The sequence below is a fragment of the Vibrio sp. V19_P1S1T109 genome, assembly GCF_002241375.1.
Taxonomy (GTDB): domain Bacteria; phylum Pseudomonadota; class Gammaproteobacteria; order Enterobacterales; family Vibrionaceae; genus Vibrio; species Vibrio anguillarum.
In genome coordinates this window covers 1-17178 of the sequence record NZ_NDIM01000291.1, presented here as the reverse complement: position 1 = coordinate 17178, position 17178 = coordinate 1, and the positions used below count along the sequence as shown (strand labels likewise).

14 protein-coding genes, 1 rRNA gene and 1 riboswitch are annotated in these 17178 nt (G+C 42.5%); of the genes, 9 read left to right on the top strand and 6 right to left on the bottom strand.

Annotated features, from left to right (window positions below; genetic code table 11):
* Nucleotides 1-247: 247 nt before the first annotated feature.
* The 4 genes from B9J87_RS14125 to radC are packed head-to-tail and all read right to left on the bottom strand — an operon-like array spanning nucleotide 248 to nucleotide 1828.
* Nucleotides 248-424, bottom strand: a complete 177-nt coding sequence (locus tag B9J87_RS14125) for a hypothetical protein (RefSeq protein ID WP_094151390.1) — start codon at nucleotides 422-424, stop codon at nucleotides 248-250.
* A gap of 3 nt (nucleotides 425-427) precedes the next feature.
* Nucleotides 428-871 (bottom strand): DUF2787 domain-containing protein, encoded by a 444-nt coding sequence (locus B9J87_RS14120; RefSeq protein WP_094151387.1) that lies wholly within the window; start codon nucleotides 869-871, stop codon nucleotides 428-430.
* Between the two features lie 49 nt (nucleotides 872-920).
* Nucleotides 921-1358 carry a DUF2787 domain-containing protein gene (locus tag B9J87_RS14115; protein ID WP_176429541.1) on the bottom strand — a complete coding sequence of 146 codons (438 nt, stop codon included), beginning with the start codon at nucleotides 1356-1358 and terminating at the stop codon, nucleotides 921-923.
* Nucleotides 1355-1828, bottom strand: a complete 474-nt coding sequence (gene radC / locus B9J87_RS14110; protein ID WP_094151381.1) for a RadC family protein — start codon at nucleotides 1826-1828, stop codon at nucleotides 1355-1357. The genes B9J87_RS14115 and radC overlap by 4 nt, the downstream gene beginning before the upstream one ends.
* 190 nt (nucleotides 1829-2018) lie before the next feature.
* On the opposite strand from radC, the gene B9J87_RS14105 reads away from it, so the two are divergent.
* The 5 genes from B9J87_RS14105 to B9J87_RS14085 all read left to right on the top strand — a co-directional run bounded on the left by B9J87_RS14105 (nucleotide 2019) and on the right by B9J87_RS14085 (nucleotide 10906).
* Complete coding sequence (locus tag B9J87_RS14105) at nucleotides 2019-3515, top strand: ATP-binding protein (RefSeq protein WP_001961454.1); 1497 nt, start codon at nucleotides 2019-2021, stop codon at nucleotides 3513-3515.
* Entirely contained in the window at nucleotides 3512-6217 is a 2706-nt protein-coding gene (locus B9J87_RS14100) for a Z1 domain-containing protein (protein ID WP_094151378.1), read from the top strand. The genes B9J87_RS14105 and B9J87_RS14100 overlap by 4 nt, the downstream gene beginning before the upstream one ends.
* Nucleotides 6210-7160 (top strand): PD-(D/E)XK motif protein, encoded by a 951-nt coding sequence (locus B9J87_RS14095; protein ID WP_094151375.1) that lies wholly within the window; start codon nucleotides 6210-6212, stop codon nucleotides 7158-7160. The genes B9J87_RS14100 and B9J87_RS14095 overlap by 8 nt, the downstream gene beginning before the upstream one ends.
* A gap of 2 nt (nucleotides 7161-7162) precedes the next feature.
* A complete protein-coding gene (locus B9J87_RS14090) occupies nucleotides 7163-9229 on the top strand; it encodes an AIPR family protein (protein WP_094151372.1) in 2067 nt (688 codons plus the stop codon).
* Between the two features lie 132 nt (nucleotides 9230-9361).
* On the top strand, nucleotides 9362-10906 hold the full coding sequence (locus B9J87_RS14085) for a DNA cytosine methyltransferase (protein ID WP_094151366.1): 1545 nt from the start codon (nucleotides 9362-9364) through the stop codon (nucleotides 10904-10906).
* 216 nt (nucleotides 10907-11122) lie between these two features.
* Here the strand turns inward: B9J87_RS14085 and trmA are convergent, their stop codons facing one another.
* On the bottom strand, nucleotides 11123-12232 hold the full coding sequence (gene trmA / locus B9J87_RS14080) for a tRNA (uridine(54)-C5)-methyltransferase TrmA (RefSeq protein WP_094151363.1): 1110 nt from the start codon (nucleotides 12230-12232) through the stop codon (nucleotides 11123-11125).
* Nucleotides 12233-12392: 160 nt separating this feature from the next.
* A riboswitch (cobalamin riboswitch) is annotated at nucleotides 12393-12588 on the top strand.
* Nucleotides 12589-12635: 47 nt separating this feature from the next.
* On the opposite strand from trmA, the gene btuB reads away from it, so the two are divergent.
* From btuB to murI, 3 genes are read left to right on the top strand one after another with little or no spacing between them, the layout of a single operon-like run.
* Nucleotides 12636-14471, top strand: coding sequence for a TonB-dependent vitamin B12 receptor (gene btuB / locus B9J87_RS14075; protein WP_017042079.1), 1836 nt, complete (start codon nucleotides 12636-12638; stop codon nucleotides 14469-14471).
* Between the two features lie 45 nt (nucleotides 14472-14516).
* Entirely contained in the window at nucleotides 14517-15206 is a 690-nt protein-coding gene (locus tag B9J87_RS14070; RefSeq protein WP_422824460.1) for an ATPase, read from the top strand.
* A gap of 30 nt (nucleotides 15207-15236) precedes the next feature.
* A complete protein-coding gene (gene murI, locus B9J87_RS14065; RefSeq protein ID WP_176429540.1) occupies nucleotides 15237-16040 on the top strand; it encodes a glutamate racemase in 804 nt (267 codons plus the stop codon).
* Here the strand turns inward: murI and B9J87_RS14060 are convergent.
* Nucleotides 16003-16458, bottom strand: coding sequence for an RNA recognition motif domain-containing protein (locus B9J87_RS14060; protein ID WP_017044858.1), 456 nt, complete (start codon nucleotides 16456-16458; stop codon nucleotides 16003-16005). The genes murI and B9J87_RS14060 overlap by 38 nt on opposite strands.
* A gap of 607 nt (nucleotides 16459-17065) precedes the next feature.
* Between B9J87_RS14060 and B9J87_RS14050 the strand changes: the two genes are divergently transcribed.
* A 16S ribosomal RNA gene (locus B9J87_RS14050) occupies nucleotides 17066-17178 on the top strand; the annotation flags it as partial.

Sequence of the window (17178 nt, the reverse complement as noted above, 5' to 3'; positions counted from 1 at the left end):
GGGCTAACTGCTGCTGCAACTCCCTAACGGTGATCCATCGATGTTGAGGAATAAGCATCAGCGTGTGCAGCAAAGCGGATAACCCTTCAATGCTGGTTTTATTGCTCATGACTACGCTCTCAATACATCAAAGCTCCACACCGGAGTCGGACATTTAATGTCGGGAGAATAGAGGTGGGTCAGACACATAATGTCCAACGGTGAAAACAGCATCAATCGGCATCACCAAAGCGTGAGCCGATTAACATTAACGAGGTGTATGCTTATCACTGAGCTCGGCAATCGCTACCAATAACCCAATCAACAGCACAACCAGAAACCCTAAGCTGGATAGGGCTCCAATGGCACCGAAGAACGGAGAAAGGGAGAACAGTGTGATGAGGGCAGTGACAAGTTTGATGGTTTGTAGAAGAAGGGAAGTCATGAGTTATTGCGGGGTGACGGCTATCTCGTTGTAAGCGTCCGTATCGACACAGGCAAGAAAGTTATTCTCCCATAGGCGATACAGCTCTTTGGCATCCCGGCTACCTTGCATTGGTAGCCAGCCACGATACGCCACAAAGAACTGCCCAACCCGAAAATCAAAATCCAAGTTGCGCTCTAGCTCTGGATAGTAATTCCCCATATAAGCAAAGTCGGTGATGTATTCAATACTCCATTCTCCTGTTGAGGTTTGGCAAATCGCCATCTCAACCGGATGGAAGCCGCCTTCATCCGCGCTGTACGTTTTATCGCGAAAGTTAAACACCAGATAACGGCTGGTGGTCAGTGCTTCATTACTCAGCAAATGAGCGGTGAGTTGATCACTTAACAGCTTATGCAGTTTCTTTGACACTGGTAGTAAAGATACTGTGAAGGTTAATTTGGACATAGTGAGTCCTCCTTGTTTCAGGATTCAAATAAGAAATACAGAGTGAGAATTATTGGAACGTGCCGACCATCGTCAGTTGCACGTCATCAAAGACGTTTCTGGAAAGGTGACGAGCAAAGACTTTTATCCATACCGAGAGCAGCTTTTGTACTTCTGGGTGGGATAAATCCGTGCTCCCCACATCGGGTTGATAGCACCAGCGATTAGCTAGGTGAAAGTACAACTCAGGCTCAACGGTTGTACTGTTGTCATCGGGATAAGAGAAGCTGGCAAAGAACACCACCAGCCATAGGCTAGAGGCTGACTCTCGCTTAAACTGCACTTCAATAGGATGCAAACCTTGTCGATGTCGGTAGTAACTCATTTGACGGCAGTTCAATACGAGTCGTTCTGCGTTATCTGAGATGGTGTATCTATTCAACAGCGCTTCCAATGACGCATGTAAAGCGTCATCAATAGAAAGCTCACCGTAATGTTGCTCAATCATAACCACCCCCTTTCAGTGAATGAGGTGCAAGTATCGCCTGTCACGATATGGTCGAGAACTCGTACATCCACCAAAGCTAAAGCGTCCTTAAGTCTTTCGGTTATGCGTCTATCGGCTTGAGACGGCGTAGAATCACCGGATGGATGGTTATGGGCAAATATTACCGCGGCGGCATTCACTTCTAACACAGCTTTCACCACTTCACGTGGGTAGACGCTGGCCGCATCCACCGTTCCTTGAAACAGCTCTTTAAACTCAATCAGTCGGTTTTGGTTATCCAGTAGCAATAAGGCAAACACTTCACGTTCATAGCTGCCTAGCTTACAGCGCACATACTCTTTGGTGGCATCCGGATTGGTTAGGGCATCGCCACGCACGTAGCGGTTAGCTAGTATCTCAGCGGCATGCTCTAGGATTTCATTTTCCTGATAGCGTTGCTGCTTTTGGTAATCGGAAGTTTTGGGATTCATTTTAGGCTCCTGTCGGAATCAATGATGGGATTTCACATTGATGACATATGCCTGAAAATTTTTTGATTTTTGAAGGGAAGAGCTTTTAGATAGGCTTATTTAGCACATTAAATGAAGATTTTTGTTCATACGCAACAAAGGTGATAGTCTCTCTGGTGAGTAATGTATCCATAAATAAACCATGAGTACTATGACGTTAAGTAAACAGCCTGAAGCTCGTTATATAGATGCTGCTCCCTATGCTTCAGCACTTATTGAGGGGCATCGAGACTTTGGCTACAGTCTTAAAACTGCTTTGGCTGATATTATAGATAACTCAATTTCTGCTGGTGCTGATCGAGTTCGTCTCGTGGTTGATACTATTTCAAATTCTCCATCAGTTATTATCGCTGATAATGGTTGTGGAATGAGCAAAGCTGAACTACTTGAAGCGATGAGATTAGGTAGTAAAAATCCCACGTTTGACAGGTTGCCTTCTGAACTTGGACGATTTGGTTTAGGCTTAAAAAGCGCTAGCTTTTCACAGTGTCGCTCACTTACTGTCATAACTAGACAAGATGGAATTACATCATGTGCTCGTTGGGATTTAGATCTAGTAGCCGAAACAAATGCATGGACATTAGAGCTGATTGAAGATTGTGAGGATGAGTTAGGCTGTGACTTGCTCGGCGAGGTTGGAACGGTTGTTATTTGGAAAAAATTAGATCGATTAGTCGGTGAAATTAGTACACAAGAAAAAAAAACTGAGCATATGAATGCAGAATTCTCTCTTGCCGAGAGACATTTAAGGCTTATTTTTCATCGATTTCTAGAAACGAGTAAGCCACAGATCCAAATAAGTATCAATAATCGACAATTGACTCCGTTGGACCCAATGGCTTCAACCCATCCATCGACTCAGAAGGATCCTGACGATAGCATTCGCTTATCTAGTGGCAATGTTCGCATTCGCAGTTATACCATTCCGCACTACAAAAAAATGAGTCAAGATGAATGGGATGAGCTTGGTGGACCAGAAGGTCACCTAAAGTCACAAGGATTATACATCTATCGAGAAAATAGATTAATTATTGCAGGGAGCTGGCTGGGACTTGCTAAGCAAACAGAACTAACAAAATTAAGTCGAATTGCTATCGATATACCTAACACGATGGATGCGCAATGGAAAATTGATGTAAAAAAATCTTCGGCACAGCTTCCTCAGGCGGTTCGAGAGCGACTCAAGCGAATCATAGAGCGTTTCGTTGGTTCCTCTAAAAGAACATATCGAAGTCGGGGGCAAAGACTAGTTGAAGGTACGATGCATCCTATTTGGAATAGAGTCCAAGTGGATGGGCTAATACACTTCAAACCCAATTCAGAACACCCAGTATTTCAAGCTTACTCAAATTGTTTACCTCATGAATTGAAAGAAGGGTTTGCACGCTGTATTAGGTTGCTTGGTGCTGGCTTACCTATTGATTCGCTGCATGCTGAAATGGTGGGGAACGCTGAGTCAATTGTTGCAATGCAGACTTCTGAATCAGATTTGAATCAAGTCGTGATTGACCTTACTGATGCATTGCTTGTTAGCAATGTTACTCCGGACAGAATCAAAGATGTACTTCAAAATTACCCATTATTGCAATCAAACTGGGAAGTCTCAGAGCGACTAGTTGCAAATTATCTTAAGGAAAAAGGCTTATGAGCAGCAGGCAGCAAGTATTAGATATGGTAGAAGCAGGACTATACAACCAGCCTCGTAAATCAGAGGATGAGTTGAGAGGTTTGGTTAAGAATATTGCTAAGATAGTGGATGGTAATTTAGATGACTCAGTAATCGAGGAAATAGCTCGTGAAATTGAGTCAAAACAGGGGATAAAAGTTGGTCTCGGTGCAATAGTTGATAGCCTCAAGTTTAAACCTTGGTTAGACGATGCAAAATCAGAAATAGACCCCTTCTATTGGAAAAGATATGAGAAGTTACTGCTGCAAAATGGATTGCCTAGAGATGTTATTTCGAATACCGGTAGCGTTACGGATAAGATACTTGGCCGATTAGGAAACCCTAAAGAATATTCCTCGTGGGATCGTAGGGGAATGGTTGTTGGGCATGTTCAAAGTGGTAAGACACTGAATTATACTAGTTTGATCTGTAAGGCGGCTGATGCAGGGTATCGTCTAATTATTGTTATTGCAGGTATACACAATAACCTTCGTAATCAAACTCAACTTAGAATTGACGAGGGATTTATTGGTCGAGATACAGGAAAAAGCTCTGATAAGAAAAATGGAAATGCTAAGCACGTTATCGGAGTTGGACATTTTGACCCAAATAGAACCCCAGTTAGCCTGACGAACACGTCTAGAGATTTTAATAAGCCTACAGCATCAACAAATACCAGTGAGATAGACTCATATAGAGTTCCCGTCGTCTTAGTTATTAAAAAGAATCACCGAACGCTTGAAAATCTTCTTGAATGGCTTAAAGACAACAGTGCTCGTGGTGATAAAGAAATGATCGATCAGCCAATGCTACTCATTGATGATGAGGCTGATAACGCATCAATCAACACTAAATACAGTAATCAATTGGTAACCAAGATAAATGGGCAAATACGTGATCTCTTAAAAATGTTTCATCGCAGTTGTTACGTGGGTTATACAGCGACTCCTTTTGCTAATATTTTCATCGATCCGGATGATAATCACGATGTACATAAAGAGGATCTATTCCCTAAAGATTTTATTATCGGTCTCGATGCTCCAACTAACTACTTTGGTCCAAAGAAAATCTTTATAGATGGTCTACCTGATGACGAAGAGCCAACCTGGTTAAGGAGCATTTCGGATAATGAAGACCTACTGCCGATAAAGCATAAGATTGAGCATGAGACCTATCAGTTACCAGATTCTCTGATGTTTGCGTTGCGTGCTTTTCTATTATCCCGTGCCATAAGAAATCTAAGAGGTCAATCAAGCTCTCATTGTTCAATGTTAGTTAATGCTAGTCGATTTACACGAGTGCAAAGTCAGCTTAAAAACCGATTGTATGAAGCGTTAGAACGGATTCAAAACGCTTTGAGGGTAAACTCATCTTTAACCAAGGCGTTGAAAGACCCTGAAATCAAAGCTTTGTTTGATGTCTGGGAAGCAGAATATCAAGACACCGAATTTGACTGGGATAAGATACAAAAAGCGATTTTTGATGCAATTGCTTCCGCCAAGGTTGTCGAAGTTAACAGTAAAGCCAATGAACTAGATTACTCGAACACAGGTGATAGAGGGCAAACCGTCATTGCTGTCGGCGGTTTCTCTCTCTCTCGAGGGTTGACGCTTGAAGGGCTTACCGTTACTTGGTTCTTGCGTAATACCATGATGTACGACACCTTAATGCAAATGGGAAGATGGTTTGGTTATCGAAATGGATATGAAGACCTGTGTCGAATTTGGATGCCTGATGACGCTATAGATTGGTATGCCTTTATCGCCAACGCAGCTGAAGAGCTTCATGATGAACTCAAAATAATGGAGCAGGCCAAAGCGACCCCCGAAGACTTCGGTCTGGCAGTTCGCAGCCATCCGGCATCATTGTTGGTCACCGCAAAAAATAAGATGGGAGCAGGTCGCGAAGTTACCACTCTTGTTGGTCTTTCAAATAGATTTATAGAAACAGCTAAGGTCAGTATTGCTCCTAAAGAGCTAAATGCGAATTTAGATATAGCTAAAAAGCTTATTTCTAAACTACACCAAGCCCTTTTCAAAATTGAAGATACCTCGTGGGGGGTATTACTTCGTGATGTGCCAATACAATATATCGATGAGTTCCTAGCAGGTTGGAGCAATACACCTGAGAGTGTGATTACTGAAACAGGGCCAGTTAGAAGCTATCTCAGCGCACGGAAAGAAGATGAGTTAGCTTTATGGGACTTGCTAATCCCAAGTCTGCAAAAAGGAGATAAAGACGATACGCTAGGGGTTAGTATCATCCCTACAACCCGTTCTATTAATCTTGATGATTTGAAAGATGGGTATATGTCCTTTAGTGGCAAAAAAATGAGGGTCGCATCTAGAGGTATCGAAAAAGCGGGTGTTGAGCCAAGTAAGGCACAAGCTGCTGAAAACTCGTATGATAAGAATGGTAACTACCCAGACTCAATTTATCGGCAAGTACGAGATAAGCCTTTATTTATTCTTCATTTTGTAAAACCAAAATCCCCAAGAGGTAAAGAAGGTGATAGTAGAGTGGCTTTGATTCCAAGTTATCCTGTTGTTGCTTGGGGGATTAGTCTTCCAGCTTCAAAAAAAGCATCGGAGAAAGTTGCTTATATTGTTAACACACAACGCTACAAAGAACTTTACGGTGAGGATGATATCGATGAGGAATATGAGGCTGAATTGAATGGATAATTCACCATGGAAGGATCTAGATCCCAGCGATGCAAGAAGGGTTAACAATAACGGCCAGTTTGACTTTTTTTGGGTTGTTCTAGAGGAAAAAATGCCTGCGCTTATGCTTAGATTGCCAATTGAGCCAATCAGCAAACCCAAGCTTCCTGAACTCAAAAATCTCATTGCCAACTTTAGGATAATTTCTGGCCGTTGGTCATTCGTTCTCGCCCTTAAAGAAAAAAGCCAAGCGGAGCTGTTTGAAGCCCTTTGTAGAGATGTCGTTGAGTCAGGTGAGAAGGCTTCCAATTTGGATGAAGCCCTCTATAGGGCGATACAACGGACGAAAAGATGGCATCACCTTTTACGCTCAGGCCGTTCGGAAGGTCTCTCTATTGAGGAACAGCGAGGTCTAATAGGTGAATTAGATCTTCTTCGAGAGCTCGCGATGAATTTTGGTCCTGAAATGGCGGTTGAAGCCTGGAAGGGACCTTCTGGGGCTCCCAAAGACTTTGAGTTAATTGGATGCTGTATTGAAGTTAAAACGCGAAGAACTGCTGCAACACCTTCAATTTCTATTTCATCAGCGGACCAACTAGCCGATTGTGATAGTGGGCGTTTATTTCTCTGTGTTACAAATATTGAATCTGCCATTGTACCTGAGGGAATGACACTGCATGACTATGTAGCGTTAGCCGAGGTTTTATTTCAGGAAGATTGTAGCACGTATACAAAGTGGGAAGATGCAATCTACTCAACAGGTTATGACCCATTAAATAAGTACGATGATCGCCGTTGGCTGATAAGGTCCACCGCTTATTATGAAGTGCTTGAAGGGTTTCCTCGTATTAGTTGCCCATTACTACAAGGCGTGCAGAACGTAAGATATTCTATTTCTCTAGATGCCTGTGAACCGTTCAAAGTAAATGATAATTCCATTAATTATCTCCGAGAGTTTATATAGACATGACAGAGCTTGCAGATTTCAACCTTCAATTTATTGCCGATATACAAGGTGATGCTGATGCCTTAGGACTTGTAACGGTAGAGGCATTTTTTGAAAAAATTGGTGATTTATTAAGTGAGGCGGGTGAAATAGAAAGCGCCAATCGAGCTTTTCATGAAGGTTTATATTCGCGCGGGCCTACACAAATTGATGGGTATGGCGGTGATCCTAGGGAGAATGAAGGCATACTGAGCCTGATACTGTGTGATTTTACTCTAGATAGAGATATTCGCCCCTTACACAAAGATCATGTACATCGTTTATCTCAAAAGCTTTTCAGGTTTTTAAACGCAAGTCTTGATGCTCAGTTCCGAGAAAAGCTTGAAGAAACTAGTCCTGGGTTTGGTGTGGCTGATTTAATCAACGCAACATGGAATAGTGTCGAAAAAGTTAAATTAATTATCGCTACTAATGGGGATTATCGAGCTAGAGCCGATGCTACTAGCTTTGACGTTATTGATGATAAGCCAGTTACATTGAGTGTTTGGGATATTAAGCGCATTAAGCGCTTTATGGAGCAAGGGCTTGCTAGAGCTGATTCGGTTATTAATTTTAAAGACGATTTTGGTGGTGGAATTCCTATCTTGAAAGCGTCTGGTGGAAGTGATGCCCTAGATAGTTATTTAGCGGTCATTCCGGGAAAACAGCTTGCAGAAATTTATGACAAATGGGGGCCAAGATTACTTGAAGCTAACGTAAGAAGCTTTCTTCAAGTTCGAGGAAAAGTGAACAAGGGCATTCGCGATACTATTCGGGATGAGCCTCATATGTTTTTCTCTTATAACAACGGATTAAGCGCTACTGCTGATAGTATTGAAATAGATAAGACCGACTCAGGCTACCAATTAGCCAGTGTTAATAATCTTCAAATAGTTAATGGTGGCCAGACGACGGCATCTTTATATGCTGCGAGCAAAGCGCTCAAAGAGCAAATACAGCAAGTATTTGTTCAAATGAAATTAACTATAACGCCGAAAAAATGCGCTGAAGAAGTTGTCCCAAGAATTTCTGAATATGCCAATAGTCAGAACAAGGTAAATGCGGCGGATTTCTTTGCTAATCATCCATTTCATATCCGTATTGAGGAGTTATCTCGCCGTATTTTAGCTCCTTCGGGTACAGGTAGTTATCGAGAAACGAAGTGGTTCTATGAACGAGCTAGAGGTCAATTCGCGGACGAAAGAAGCCGAAGAACGCAAACGGAACGTAAGAAGTTCGATTCTGAATATCCTAGAAGCCAGTTCTTTGTCAAAACAGACCTTGCTAAATATGAGAACACCTGGGCATGCTTACCGCATATTGTGAGTCTAGGGGCTCAAAAGAATTTTTCAGAGTTTGCGAAAAAAATTGGTAAAAATTGGGGGGCAGAAGGAACGGCATTCAACGATATTTGGTTCAAGAGATTGATAGCTAAAGCGATCATATTTAGAACAACAGAAAAGCTCGTTTCAAATGCCAATTGGTATGAAGGAGGCTATCGAGCCAACATTGTCACTTATGCAATTGCAAAACTTGTTAATGATGCAAAGAGTTTAGGCATGGTCATAGATCTTGACCTTATCTGGAAAATACAATCTGTTCCAGAAGATTTAAAGGCATCTATTCTTTTGTCTGGTGAGCTTGCCCAGAAGGTTATAACTACTCCTCCTGAGGGTATAAAAAACTACAGTGAATGGGCAAAGAAACCACTATGTTGGCAAAGGCTTGCTGAAAGTAAATTGCCGCTGAGTGACGGGTTCAAGAGGGTCATCATATCTTCGGAATTTGCGGATGAAAATGTTCGAGAAGTAAAGGCAGAGAATGCCTTAGATAACTCAATCAATGTTGAAGTTGAGGTGTATAAACTAGGCGCTAAGTTTTGGGGTGATGCTAAGAATTGGGCAAAAGAGCGTGGTATGCTGACCCCAAGAGAAAATAGTATTATTGAAATTTGCGCGGCTATCCCCAGGAAAATGCCATCGTCGAAACAATGTGGAATTGCGTTTGAAGCGCTAAAGAAGCTACAGGCAGAAGGTTTTCACGCATAACTAGTTTCCATCATTAGTCATCAAATTTGGGTGAGTGCATAGAACATAAACCTGTTTTTCTAAAGTAAGCTATTGCCCGTCAATTTTAGCCTGGTATGATTGCCTAGCATTTTTATTGGTTGTAGTAGTGAAATGATAACAGGTGAAGTTCTTGTAATTGACCTCTTCGCAGGGCCTGGCGGGCTAGGCGAAGGCATATCTTCAGTCGTAGACGAAAGTGGAAACTATCCATTCAAAATCGGTGTATCTGTAGAAAGAGAACCATCTGCGCATAACACATTAACAACGCGAGCTTTCTACCGAAAAATTAAAGCATTAGATGGTGGGTTAGATAGCTACTTTAGGTATGTACGCGGGGAGCTAACCCGTGAAGAATTATTCTGTTTATATCCAGAGCATGCGAAAGAGGCAAGTAACGAAACCTTAGAAGGACCTAGAGCGCTTGGTGAAGATAATGCGCTCATCCACGCTCGAATTCGCCAGCTACTGACAACTCATCAAGGGCCTAAGGTCGTTATTGGCGGCCCGCCTTGCCAAGCCTATTCGTTAGCTGGTCGCTCTCGCAATGCGGGAAATAAGGACTACAAGGCTGAAGAAGATCATCGAAACTTCCTATATAAGGAATACCTTAAAGTGCTTTCTATCGCGCAACCTGATGTGTTTGTGATGGAAAATGTACGTGGTATTTTATCTGCCCAAATTAACGGCAAGGTTATGTTTCCTCAAATATTGGAAGATCTGAGGAACCCTGGCAAGGTAACGGGATCGCGCGGTGTATCCAAATATAGGGTTTTTTCACTTGTTGTAGAGGCTAAAAATTCAAAGGATCCAAAGTATGATGACTCCTCTGATTTTATTATTCGCTCTGAGCAATATGGCGTACCCCAAGCTCGTCATAGAGTCATTCTCTTGGGTGTACGGCAAGATATAAATCGTATACCAGCTACTATTGCTCCAATTAAAGAAACAGTCACCGTTCAACAAGTTCTATCAGATCTACCCCCTCTCAGAAGTGGCTTTTCTAAGCAAAAAGATATTCAGAAGGACTGGGAGAAGCAAATTCGAGTAAACGCTAAAAAGGTAAAGCGTATATTGGCAACAAAATTTGATAGAGAAGCTGTGGATAATTTAGATCTTGAGCCTATGCTTGGGCTTGAGCGTCAAAGCTGCCTATTAGCGGAAAAAGAGCACAAGATACCTCCACATTTAGAAAGCTGGTATTTATATAACCATCCCGGTTGTGTGCTAAATCATGCGACTCGCGGACATATGACATCTGATTTACTTCGTTATGCCTTCAGTGCTGCCTTTACTAAGTTAAGTGGTGGTATTTCACCTAAGGCGAGAGATTTCCCCGCTGAACTAGCTCCTGAGCACGAAAATTGGGATAGCGGCTCACATGCGGATCGTTTTCGTACCCAAGCGGCAAATAAATGCGCAACGACAGTGACTAGCCATATATCTAAAGATGGCCACTACTTCATTCATTATGACCCACAGCAGTGCCGCAGTTTGACTGTCCGAGAAGCAGCTCGCTTACAGACATTTCCAGATAATTATTTGTTTGAAGGAAATAGAACGCAGCAATATGTACAGGTAGGAAATGCTGTCCCACCGTATTTGGCGCATCAGATCGGCAAGGTTGTGTTGGGGATATTGGATGTAGATCAAATATGAATTCACAGTACTAATTAACTATCTGAATTGCTTACTGATAGAGAAGGCAACGAGGAACTAAAAACCAACCATAGTCTTTTTTGACTATGGTTGGTTTTGTTTTTTTATGTAAATCGTTATCAGCTTGATAGATAGCTTGAAGTTAGATTTTTTTCTTCCCGTACCCCAGGCCGCACCCAGGACGATTTTTGCTACAATTAAAAACCGTTTAAACCCTTATTTAATGCGCTCTAGCATTAATCCGGCTTCCATGTGGTGGGTGTAAGGGAATTGGTCGAATAGAGCGAAACGAGTCACTTTGTGTGTTTCACATAGAGTGTCTAAATTCTCTTTTAAGGTTTCTGGGTTGCAGGAGATATACACAATCCGCTCGTAGCCTTGTACCATTTTACAGGTATCGATATCCATACCCGAGCGCGGTGGGTCAACAAAAATGGTGTTGCAACGATAGCTTTTGAGATCAACTCCCGCTTGTTGTAAACGACGAAACTCACGTTGACCTTCCATCGCTTGAGTAAACTCTTCGGCAGACATGCGGATGATTTGCACATTGTCTATTTTATTCGCCGCAATGTTGTATTGCGCGGAATCAACAGAAGGTTTGGCTAATTCGGTTGCGAGCACTCGCTCGAAATTTTTCGCCAATGCCAGTGAAAAGTTACCATTCCCACAGTAGAGCTCCAATAAATCGCCTTGGCTCTCTTGCGTGCAGTCAACGGCCCATTCCAACATTTTTTGCGCAACAGTACCGTTTGGTTGAGTAAAACTGTTTTCCACTTGTTGATAAATGTAACTTTGACCATGTACGTTCAGTTTCTCAATCACAAAATCTCGATCTAGCACGACTTTCATTTTACGTGCACGGCCAATCAAATTGAGGTTGAATCCCTCATCATTGAGACGCTGTTTTAATGCTTTTGCTTGGGTTATCCATTCTTCATCGAGTTGGCGATGATAAAGCAGAGAAACCAGTACTTCACCACTAAGAGTGGAGAGAAAATCGACTTGGAAAAGTTTACGACGCAGTGAGTCGCTGCCTTTAAGTGCATCGACCAAAAGTGGCATCAAATCATTAATTAAACGACTGGCCGCAGGAAACTGGTCAACGCGGTATTTTTCACGCGTTTCTTGGTTGAACATGATGTAATAAAGCTCATCACCTTCGTGCCAAACTCGAAATTCTGCACGCATACGGTAATGCTGCTCTGGTGATTCAAACACTTCCAACTGAGGCATGTTGTATTGTGCGAACATTTGGGTCAGACGCTCGGTCTTTTCCGCCAACTGTTGCTGGTAGTGTTGTGGGTTTACATCAAGAGTCGCCATGGTATTACCTTTGCTTGGGTATGGTGCATTCAAATAATAAAGAGCGCAGATTTTATTCAATCCCTCGCGCTTGTCCAGTTTTGTCCTGAATTAGTCATTAATTGCGAGCTAACAAAAATAGCTGACACCAATCAGTACTAGACAAATTATCAATAGAGCCATAGTATCGCCCTCAGCTGGTGCTATCTAGCGGTATAGATGGCCGAAAAGGGAATCTGGTGTGAATCCAGAACTGACGCGCAGCGGTAAGAGAGAACGAACACCCAATATGACACTGCAGGAAAATGCTGTGGGAAGTCGGGTTAGTAGGTCAAGAGCTCTCAAGTCCGAATACCTGCCAGCAGCCAAATCTATGCCACCGTTTGGTTGATTTGGTAGGACTTACGCGAATTAGGATCACAATATGAATAAATCCCTTTTAGCGGCGGCTGTAGCATCGCTGCTTTCACTTATCTCCAATTTACACGCCCAAGAAGCATCTGCTGACGAAACCATGGTGGTTACGGCTAACCGTTTTGAGCAAAGTACCGAAAGTGTTATTGCTCAAGTGGAGGTTGTGACACGTCAAGATATAGCTCGTATTCAAGCTAAGTCACTAACTGATGTATTCAAACGATTAACGGGTATTCAAGTTACACAGAATGGTGGTAGAGGCCAGCAAGCTTCGATCTTTGTTCGAGGTGCTAACTCTGATCAGGTTCTTGTCTTAATTGACGGCATTCGTTTTGCTCGCGCTGCAAAAGGTGGTGTCGATTTCAGCCAGCTGCCAATCGCATTTGTTGACCGAGTAGAGTATGTACGAGGTGCTCGTGCTGCTATGTATGGTTCAGAGGCTATTGGTGGTGTGATTAATATCATTACAGTTGTCAGTTCTGACAATGAAGAAACTGTAGTGAGTGCAGGATTAGGCAGCCGTGATTATGAAGAATTAAGTTTTGTTAGTGGTACTAAAGTTGGCGAGAACGGTCATTTAAACGTATCGGTTGGTTACGATTCTGATGAGGGCTATAACGTTCACCCAATGCCCGGAGTAAACGATGGTGACCGTCATGGGTTTGAATCACGTAATGCTTTGCTCGGGTATGTACATAACTTCGACCAACAGTGGAGTGGCTTTGCGAATTTCCGAATGTTCGAGACTATCTCTCAATATGATGGTTCGTATGTTGATCATAATACCGGCAACCCTGTCCACTCTTACAAAGAAGCTGAAGTACAAAACTCTACTGTTGCTGCTGGCGTTAAATTTAATGGCAGTGAGCTAAAGTCTGAATTCCTAGTTAATTATCAAAACCAAGACAACTGGAATTACGAAAAGTCTCTAGGTAAGAACTCTTCTTCGGCTACGTCTGATGAGCTTGAGCAACTTAATGTTCAATGGGTAAACTCATACAAAGTTACTTCAGCACTGACGTTAAGTGGTGGTGTTGATTGGCGAGATGAGGCCTACATCGTTAAGCCATCGAATACTGAATATGATCGAACCAATGTTGCATACTTCACGGCATTAAACGTAGATGCGGATAAAGTGTTTGGTGAGTTGAGCATTCGTGCTGATGACAATGAACAGTTTGGTACTGAAACAACGTATAACACAGGGTTAGGTTATCGTTACGCAGAATGGCTTGTGGTTAAGGCTGCCTATGGTACATCGTTTAAAGCTCCGAACTTGTATCAACTATATAGTTACTACGGTAATGACAAGCTAGAAGCCGAGAAAGCGGATTCATTTGAATTAACTTTTAGTGGTTTAATCCAAGAGGTTGATTGGTCAATTACTGGATACGATACAAACGTTGAAGACTTAATTGATTATAATTACGCGACGAGTAAGTATTACAACACTGATGGTGAAAGCCAATTACGTGGTGTGGAAATGGTTGTCGGTTTTGATACAGGCTTTATTAACCACCAAGTGAGTGCTAACTTCCAAGATCCAAAAGACCAATCTGGTGAACAGTTAGTCCGCCGTGCTAAGAAGATTTATAAGTATAACGCGGCAGCTAGTTTCGATGATGTTGATTTGTCATTGGGGTACCAATACGTCGGTGAGCGACCAGACTTCTCTGAAGAGTTGGCTGCATACAGTTTGTTTGATGTTTCAGTTAACTACTACGTAAATGAAAATCTTACTTTAAACGGTCGAGTCGAGAACCTTACTGATGAAGAGTACGAGACAGCTGGTGGATACCCATCTCCAGAGCGTACATATTACGTAAATGCTACTTACCAATTCTGATTTTTGAAACCGCCTGTGGGCGGTTTTTACTTTGCGAGTGTGATGATGAAAAAGAACGTTATCGTCAGTTGGTCTAGCGGAAAAGATTCAACCCTCACTTTAGAGCGCTTATTGGAAGATAGCCGTTATTGTGTGGTGGGCATTTTTACCACTTATGTCGAAGATGAAGTGCCCTTTCAAGCCACCCCCTTGTATGTAATTGAGCTACAAGCACGACTTTTAAAATTACCCGTTGTCAAAATAGAGCTGCCTGCCGTATTTCCAAGTAACGAGCTTTATCAATCGACCATCATCAGCGCATTAAAACAAAGTGGATTAGAGATAGACGCCGTTGCTTTTGGCGATATGTTCTGTAACGGCATTGCGCAGTATCGCAAAAGCTATATTGAACCGGCTGGCTGGGAGTGTGTGTTGCCCTTGTTAGGCGAAGATAGTAGCGCTCTTGCGCGAGAGATCATAAATCGCGGCATCCAAACCATGGTGATGACGACAGATGGTCACAGCCTTACGCCAGACTATTGTGGACAACCTTATGGACGAGCGTTTATTGATTCTTTACCAGCAGAGGTTGATCCGTGTGGCGAAAATGGCGAGTTTCATACACTGGTCACCGACGCGCCCTGTTTTTTGGGTGGAATGCTGGAGTTAGAGTTGACGCATCTCCAACTGGGGGAACGTTTTTGTCACCAAAGATACCGAGCAAGAGCATTGCCAATTGATAAAGAGCGAGTATGATCGGAACGTTTTCATTATAAGGTGCTCAGAGTGTCGCAACCGTCTCAGCTTAATGTGCTTATCTTTGACTCTGGTGTTGGTGGGTTATCTGTTTATCAAGAGGTCCAAGCCAAACTACCACAATTAAACTACATCTACCTGTTTGACAATGAAGCTTATCCTTATGGAGAGCTCAATCAAGAGGTGTTAATTAAGCGTGTGGTTAGGTTGGTAAGCGATGTCGTTGTGAAAGAGCGCATTGATTTGGTCGTTATTGCTTGTAATACCGCAAGCACTATCGTCTTACCCAAGCTGCGTTCTTGTCTTGCTGTACCAGTTGTGGGGGTTGTCCCTGCGATTAAACCTGCCTCGTCACTGGCAAATAAAGCCGTGGGACTCATTGCTACCCCAGCGACTATCACTCGTCAATACACTCACGATTTGATTCGAGATTTCTCATCTGACAAGAATGTTGAATTGCTAGGGTCAACGCGCTTAGTGGATATGGCAGAAGAAAAATTGAGGGGCAAAGTTGTCGATCTTGCAGAATTAAAAGAGATTCTTAGCCCTTTGGTGAACCGTATTGATGTGGCGGTCCTTGGCTGTACACACTTCCCATTAATAAAAGAAGAGATCCAAGCCGTATTAGGGAAGAATGTCGTGCTAGTTGATTCTGGAAAAGCTATTGCCCGTCGTGTGCAAGAGCTATTGGGCGTGAAAAGCGAGCCACAATGCAAAATCAAACAACACAGGATATTATCAAGCGCACCTCCTTGGGAAGAAAGCGCGCTCAATAGCCGATTAGCTCACTTAGGTTTTACTCCTGTTCAAACATATCGTCATCAGGATGTTTAGGATCATTCGCCACACGTACTTTTAATGTACGCTGCATATAGTCTTTCTCATTCAAAGCTGAAATAGCACCATCTACATTTGCAGAAGCCATCACAACAAAGCCAAATCCACGCCTTTTGCCTGTTCGCTTATCTTTCATCAAACGTACGGCAAAGACTTCTCCATATTTGGCAAAAAGTTCACGAACATGAGCTTCATTCGCTTTGTATGGCAAGTTACCGACATACAGTGTTTTCGTTGAGAGTTTTGACTCCTCATCATCGGTTAGCGTTTTGCTGCCAAAAAATTTAAAAACAAGAGCGGAAGAGACAACACCAAGAACAAAAGTAATTGCGGGAGAAAGCGCGACCAGAGAAAAAAGGATTGCGCCTATTATTGCAAGAGATGCAACCAGTAAAATCGATTTATTAGAGTTCATATTGGAATACTACATATCAAGTAAAAGAAGAAGGATGTCTAGGATTAACAAAATAGACACATCAATCTTACGTTTATGCTTGGTGTTTTTCCAACCAATTGCTGTGATAACCTTCAAATGTTGAAGTTTTATTCAATAAAACGCGACATTGGTGGCTTTTTAAGCGAATGAAAGGTGATTTTAAAAAAGAACTTGTCACATTGTAAAACCTCCCTATAATGCCGCCTCACTGACACGGAGTGAGGCAAGCCTCACAAACGAGTTACTAGTTGAAAGAGAAAGATAGTTAAAAATAACTCTTGACTCTTAAAAGCTAAAGCGTATTATTCGCACCCCTAGCGACACGGACTTAACGGTCTTGTTCGCCAGGAACGCTCTTTAACAATATAAACCTATCAATCTGTGTGGGCACTCGTTGATGATAATCAAAAAAGATTTATCAATGAACTGAGTGACCAATCAGAATCAAGTTTACTTGATTTTGGCACAGTCAATTCATTGTTGTTCTGTTGGAACAACAATAGCTTTAAAATTACTTTTTTACTTTCGAGTAAGAGCAGTTTTGAAGTCAGTATTCATTGAGCCGGTCTTAGGACCAACAAAACTTTAATTGAAGAGTTTGATCATGGCTCAGATTGAACGCTGGCGGCAGGCCTAACACATGCAAGTCGAGCGGCAGCACAGAGGAACTTGTTCCTTGGGTGGCGAGCGGCGGACGGG

Bases quoted from the DNA above. Each gene is read 5' to 3' on its own strand.
- B9J87_RS14125 (WP_094151390.1), bottom strand. From the start codon at position 424: ATGACTTCCCTTCTTCTACAAACCATCAAACTTGTCACTGCCCTCATC.
- B9J87_RS14120 (WP_094151387.1), bottom strand. From the start codon at position 871: ATGTCCAAATTAACCTTCACAGTATCTTTACTACCAGTGTCAAAGAAA.
- B9J87_RS14115 (WP_176429541.1), bottom strand. From the start codon at position 1,358: ATGATTGAGCAACATTACGGTGAGCTTTCTATTGATGACGCTTTACAT.
- radC (WP_094151381.1), bottom strand. From the start codon at position 1,828: ATGAATCCCAAAACTTCCGATTACCAAAAGCAGCAACGCTATCAGGAA.
- B9J87_RS14105 (WP_001961454.1), top strand. From the start codon at position 2,019: ATGACGTTAAGTAAACAGCCTGAAGCTCGTTATATAGATGCTGCTCCC.
- B9J87_RS14100 (WP_094151378.1), top strand. From the start codon at position 3,512: ATGAGCAGCAGGCAGCAAGTATTAGATATGGTAGAAGCAGGACTATAC.
- B9J87_RS14095 (WP_094151375.1), top strand. From the start codon at position 6,210: ATGGATAATTCACCATGGAAGGATCTAGATCCCAGCGATGCAAGAAGG.
- B9J87_RS14090 (WP_094151372.1), top strand. From the start codon at position 7,163: ATGACAGAGCTTGCAGATTTCAACCTTCAATTTATTGCCGATATACAA.
- B9J87_RS14085 (WP_094151366.1), top strand. From the start codon at position 9,362: ATGATAACAGGTGAAGTTCTTGTAATTGACCTCTTCGCAGGGCCTGGC.
- trmA (WP_094151363.1), bottom strand. From the start codon at position 12,232: ATGGCGACTCTTGATGTAAACCCACAACACTACCAGCAACAGTTGGCG.
- btuB (WP_017042079.1), top strand. From the start codon at position 12,636: ATGAATAAATCCCTTTTAGCGGCGGCTGTAGCATCGCTGCTTTCACTT.
- B9J87_RS14070 (WP_422824460.1), top strand. From the start codon at position 14,517: ATGAAAAAGAACGTTATCGTCAGTTGGTCTAGCGGAAAAGATTCAACC.
- B9J87_RS14060 (WP_017044858.1), bottom strand. From the start codon at position 16,458: ATGAACTCTAATAAATCGATTTTACTGGTTGCATCTCTTGCAATAATA.